We start from the raw sequence: 4,041 nt of genomic DNA on the forward strand, positions 1-4,041 counted from the left end.
GCCAGGCGTCGTCCGGGTCGGTGCCGTCCTCGGCGAGCGGCCGGTGCAGCAGGCGGCGCTCGGCCGCGGTCAGCTCCGGCGCCGCGGACGCCAGCGTGCCGGGGTCCGCGTACAGCTCGGCGACGAGCTGCTCGGCGCTCAGCACCGGCCACAGCTCGTCCAGCGCCGCCTGGACGGCCGGATCGGCCCGCAGCTCCCGGCGCAGCTGGGCCAGGTCCTCGTCGTCGAGCAGGCTGGTGCCGCCGAAGCCGGCGGGGGCCAGCAGGTCGAGCGCCTCGGGGTCCGCCTCGAGCACCTGGGCGGTGATCGTCTCGGCGGCGTAGCCGTCGGCGACCTGCCGCGCCAACGCCTCGATCACGGCCCGCACGAAAATGGTCCGGGCCTGGTTGTGCAGCTCGCCGGACTCCCGGGCGAGCGCGCGGGCCCGGGCGCAGGTGCTGCGCTCGAGCAGCAGCAGGCGTTCCTCGGTGTGGATCTCCAGCGTCTGCCCACGGGGCAGCCGCTGCCGGTCGCGGACGGCCGCGGCGACAACGTCGGCCAGCACCGCCCGGCCCTTGAGTTCGGCCAGCGTCGGCTCCTCCGGCCGCTGCGCCCTCGCCGCCGGGTAGAGCGCCTCGACCGTCGCGCTGACCACGCTGGTCTCGCCCAGCGACGGCAGCACGTTCTCGATGTAGCGCAGGAACGTCGGGTGCGGCCCGACGACCAGCACGCCGCTGCGGGCGAACCGGTCGCGGTGGGTGTAGAGCAGGTAGGCGGCGCGGTGCAGCGCGACCGCGGTCTTGCCGGTGCCCGGCCCGCCCTGGACGACGAGGATCCCGCGTTGGTCCGAGCGGATGATCCGGTCCTGCTCGGCCTGGATGGTCTCGACGATGTCGCTCATCCGGCCGGTGCGCGCGGCGTTGAGGGTGGCGAACAGGGCCGGCTCGCCGACCAGCTCGGTGGCACTCGGCTCGCCGTGGACGGCCAGCTCGAAGACGTCGTCGTCGAGGCCGGCGACCTCCCGGCGCCGCGTCGTGATGTGCCGACGCCGTCGGACGCCGAGCCGCGCGGCCCCGGTCGCCACGTAGAACGGCCGGGCGGCCGGGGTCCGCCAGTCGATCAGCAGGGGCTCGTAGTCCGCGTCCTCGTCGAAGATGCCCATCCGGCCGACGTAGCGCCGCTCGCCGCCGTCGAAGTCCAGCCGGCCGAAGCACAGGCCGTTCTCCGCGGCGGTGATCCGGGCCAGCGTGGCTGCGCAGTCGGCGCTGGCCGCGTCCCGCTCGAACCGGGCCCGGGGCAGGCTCTCGGAGTGCCGGAGAACCTTCCGCAGCCGGGACGTGGTGCGCCGGCGAAGCCCGTCGAGCCGATCATAGAGAGCCGAGACGTACGCCTGCTCGGATGCAATGTCATCTGTTGACAAACCGGCCTCATCCCCGCGCGTCTGGTCCGTCCATCGCTCCATTATCCCGGCACCGGCGAAACGCCTCGACTTGTCGCCCGTTCGGGCACCGGCCCCGGGAGACAGCTCGCCCCCGGCGTGCCAGCCGCTGATTCACGCGAAGGCACGCCGATCCCCTCCAAAGCGGGGGTGAACGAGCGAGGGAGCGACGACCCTCACGGGTGTGGAACGTACTTCCGAGAACGGCCCGGTTCCCTCGCAGCGGACGGCGCCGTCGGCACCGCTCGCCGTCGAACACGACCCGGTGCTCACCTATGGCAAGGAGGACGACGACGCCGTCCGGCCGTGGTCGCGCCACGACCGGACGATGGCGCAGACCGGTGTGCGCACGATGGCCCGCCAGCTGCCCGGACTGCTGCGGCTCGCCTGGTCGCTGGCCTGGGAGGCCGACCGGCGCGGCCTCGTCGTCCTGGTCGTCCTGCGGGTGCTCGCCGGGGTGATCGAGGCGGCCGGCCTGCTCGCGGTCGCCGGCGTGCTGACCGCCGTGCTGCGCGACGGCCCGACGCCGCAGCGGCTGCACGACGCCCTGCCCGCCCTCGTCCTCGTCGTCGCCGCCGGAACGCTGCGCAGCGGCCTGGCGGCGGCGACCAACCTGGTGCGGGTCCGGCTGGGCCCCCGGGTGGACCGGGTCTGCCATGTCCGGCTGCTCGACCTGGCCACCCGCACGTCGATCATGGCCTTCGACGACCCGCGCTTCGTCGACGACCTCGACGCCGGGGAGCGGGGCGCCGCCAGCGGGCGCCAGCTCGTCGACAACGCGATCGAGATGCTGACGTCCGCCGTCCACATCGCCGCCGCGGGGGGAGTGCTGGGCGTGCTGCATCCGGTGTTGCTGCCGTTGCTGGTGCTGTCGATCCTGCCCGACGGCTGGGCGTCGATGCGTTCGGCCCGGCTCGCCCACGCCTCCTGGCTGGGCCGGCTTCGCCAGGTCCGGCGGCAGTACATGCTCCGCTATCACATGACCGCCCGAGAATGCGCGGCGGAGATCCGTTCGTTCGGGCTCGGTCCCTTCCTGCTCGACGAGTACACGACGCTCGCCCGCGAGCAGGAGGCCGAGCAGGTCCGCGTCGGCCGCGGCCAGGCGCGGTACCGGCTGACCGGGGAGGCGGTGTCCGGGCTCGCCCTCGGCGTCGTCTACGGGACCCTGATCCTGCTCCTCAACGCCGGGGTGATGCCGCTGGCCGCCGGCGGCACCGCGGTGCTGGCGATCCGCACCGGCCGCAGCGCGCTCGCCTCGGCGCTGACCACCCTCAACACCGCCTACGAGAACTTCCTCTACTTCGGCGAGTACCGCGCCTGGATCGCGCAGGCGGGCCGGCTGGTGCCCGAGCCGCGGGAGCACGCGGCGCCGGCCCGGCCCGCGGTCGTCCGGGCCGAGAACGTCACGTACACCTATCCGCGCACCGACACCCCGGCCCTGCGCGGCGTCACCGTCGAGCTGCGCCGGGGCGAGGTCGTCGCCTTCGTCGGGGTGAACGGCAGCGGCAAGTCGACGCTGGCCAAGATTCTCGCCGGCCTGTACGAACCGGACACCGGCACCGTGAGCTGGGACGGCGTCGACCTCACCGGCGTCGACCCGGACAGTGTCCGGGAGAGCATCTCCGTGATTCCACAGGACTACACCCAGTGGCCGATGTCGGCCCGGCTCAACATCGCCGTCGGCCGCATCAGCCGGCTCGTCTCGGATGGCCCGGACAGCGTCATCCCCGCGGCCCGCGCGACCGAGGCCGACGAGGTGATCGAGAAGCTTCCGCACGGCTACGACACCTCGCTGGCCCGTCAGTACAACTCCGGCCACGACCTCTCCGGCGGCCAGTGGCAGCGGATCGCCTGCGCGCGGGCGGTCTACCGGGACGCCCCGTTCCTCATCGCCGACGAGCCGTCCGCCGCCCTCGACGCCCGCGCCGAACAGACCCTGTTCACCCTCATCCGCGAGCTGGGCCGGGATCGCACCGTCCTGCTCATCACCCACCGCCTGGCCAGCGTCCGCACCGCCGACCGCATCTACGTCCTCGACGCCGGCCTGGTCGCCGACCAGGGCAACCACGCCGAGCTGATGTCCCGGCCCGGCATCTACCGCGAACTGTTCACCCTCCAGGCCAGCCAGTACATCGACACCGATCCCGCCCCCGATCCCGCCCCCGATCCCGATCACGGTGACGCGGATCCGGTCATAACCCACCGCGGCGGCGCCTTCGACTCCTCCCGGTGACCGCTGGCCATCTGCCGCCAGCAACGGACTCGCCACGGCCACGTCCGCCGCCGACCTTCTGGCAGGCGCGGATGGTTCTGCTTCCACCACGAAGGGTAGTGCTGGGGTGGCGAGGCTCGGTGGGGGCGATCACCATGACCGATCAGCTGACGACGCCGCTCTACATGCGGCGGGAACGGTTCGATCCCGATCCGGAGATCACCCGATCCCGGGAGGTCGGCGGCGGCTGCCCGGTGGTGACCCCGTTCGGGCTGTCCGCCGAGCTGGTGAGCCGCTACGACGACGTCCGTGCGGTGCTCGCCAACGCGGCCCGGTTCAGCAACGCCGAGACGGGCATCCTCGGCGCCGCGGCCGCGGCCGCGGTCGCCGTCGCCGTCGCGCGGCCTCGCCC

General features: G+C 73.5%; 1 protein-coding gene and 2 pseudogenes. 2 read left to right on the forward strand and 1 reads right to left on the reverse strand.

What is annotated here, in order from left to right; translation table 11 throughout:
- Window positions 1-1,399: pseudogene (locus ND748_RS27045) on the reverse strand (hypothetical protein); the annotation flags it as partial.
- Window positions 1,400-1,601: 202 nt separating this feature from the next.
- On the opposite strand from ND748_RS27045, the gene ND748_RS27050 reads away from it, so the two are divergent.
- Entirely contained in the window at window positions 1,602-3,650 is a 2,049-nt protein-coding gene (locus ND748_RS27050; RefSeq protein ID WP_251749036.1) for an ABC transporter ATP-binding protein, read from the forward strand.
- Window positions 3,651-3,784: 134 nt separating this feature from the next.
- Window positions 3,785-4,041 (forward strand): annotated as a pseudogene (locus ND748_RS27055) (hypothetical protein); the annotation flags it as partial.

Source organism: Frankia sp. AiPs1, from assembly GCF_023716945.1.
In the GTDB taxonomy this organism is placed as follows: Bacteria; Actinomycetota; Actinomycetes; order Frankiales; family Frankiaceae; genus Frankia.